Source organism: Rudaea sp., assembly GCF_036383415.1.
Taxonomy (GTDB): domain Bacteria; phylum Pseudomonadota; class Gammaproteobacteria; order Xanthomonadales; family Rhodanobacteraceae; genus Rudaea.
On sequence record NZ_DASVOK010000471.1, the window covers coordinates 1 to 1,610 of the forward strand.

Sequence of the window (1,610 nt, forward strand, 5' to 3'; positions counted from 1 at the left end):
GGTGCAGAGCCGCGACAATGCCGTGGTCGAGGACATGAACCTGAAGGTCGCGACCAAGCGCGCGCCGACCGACGCCGAGCTGCGCGACCTCAAATTCGCCTTCCGCGTCGCCAAGCACGTCAAGTCGAACACCATCATCTACGCCAAGGATCTCGCCACCGTCGGCATCGGCGCCGGCCAGATGAGCCGGGTCGATTCCGCGCGCATCGCCGCCCGCAAGGCGCTCGATGCGGCGGCCGAGCTGAAGCTGGCCGAGCCCCTGACCAAGGGTTCGGTGGTCGCCTCCGACGCGTTCTTCCCGTTCGCCGACGGCATGCTCGCCTGCATCGAGGCCGGCGCGACCGCGGTGATCCAGCCAGGCGGCTCGATGCGCGACGACGAGGTGATCAAGGCCGCCGACGAGCACGGCATCGCCATGGTGTTCACCGGCGTGCGGCATTTCAGGCATTGATCTATCGGCATCGTCGTCCCTGCGAAAGCAGGGACCCATAACCACAGGCGCTTGTTGTTAGAGCGAGCTGAGGCTCCAGCGCCGCGCAACACGAACAGCGGTGGTTATGGGTCCCGGCTCGCGCTTCGCTTGGCCGGGACGACAGTTGTGTTTACTCCCGCACCTTCGCCAGCAACACCAGCCCGACCACGAAGAACGCCACCAGCACCGCCATGCCGTACTTCTGGCTCGCGGTCGCCGCCGTGATCGCGCCGATCAGCAGCGGGCCGATGAACGACGTCACTTTTCCGGTCAGCGCGAACAGTCCAAAATACTGCGCGATGCGATCCTTCGGCGCGAGGCGAATCAGCAGCGAGCGCGAGGCCGCCTGTAGCGGCGCGCCGGTTGCGCCGATCAGGCAGCCCAGCACGATATAGGCCCGCTCGGCGGCGCCCGCGAACAGCGGGCCGCCAGGCACCGGCGGCGCGACCGGGATGAACAGGATGGAATCCTTGTTCACGGTGAGGATCACGACGATCGCAAACAGCAGGATCACGAGGCTGCCGGTGATCACGCGCCTCGGACCGAACGCATCGTCGAGCTTGCCGCCGAGCCAGCCGCCGAACGTCCCCGCGATTGCCAGGATGATGCCGAAGGTGCCGATCCGGATGGTGTCCCAGCCGAACGTGCCGGCGGCATAGATGCCGCCGAACGCGAACAGCGAGACCAAGCCGTCGGTGTAGATCATGTTCGCCAGCAGAAACCGCGCCAGTGATTTCTGCTTCGGCAGGCTGGCGAATGATTCCCTGAGCTCGCGCAGACCTTCGCCGAGTGCCTCGCGCATCCGGCGTTTCGCCGGATAGTCCGGCGTGAACAGGAACATCGGCGTCACGAAAATGATGAACCACAGCCCGGTCAACGGCCCGGTGATGCGATCGCCCTCATGCATGACCGGGTCGAGACCGAACAGCGGCGTGAAGCCGAACAGCGTCTTGCCGGTCTCGGCATTGGCGGCGAGGAAGCCGAGCACCAGCACGAGACTGAGGATGCCCCCGACATAGCCGGTGGCCCAGCCGGTGCCGGACAGACGCCCGATCCGGTCCGGCGGTACCAGCGTCGGCATCATCGCATTGTTGAACACGGTCGCGAACTCGACGCCGACACTGGCGATCGCGTAGGC

1 protein-coding gene and 1 pseudogene are annotated in these 1,610 nt (G+C 66.1%); one reads left to right on the forward strand and one right to left on the reverse strand.

Annotated features, from left to right (window positions below; all coding sequences use genetic code 11):
• A pseudogene (purH, locus tag VF497_RS17135) lies at positions 1 to 451 on the forward strand (bifunctional phosphoribosylaminoimidazolecarboxamide formyltransferase/IMP cyclohydrolase); the annotation flags it as partial.
• Positions 452 to 602: 151 nt separating this feature from the next.
• On the opposite strand, the gene VF497_RS17140 reads toward purH, so the two are convergent.
• On the reverse strand, positions 603 to 1,610 hold a 1,008-nt coding region (locus VF497_RS17140), incomplete at its 5' end, for an MFS transporter (RefSeq protein ID WP_330890987.1).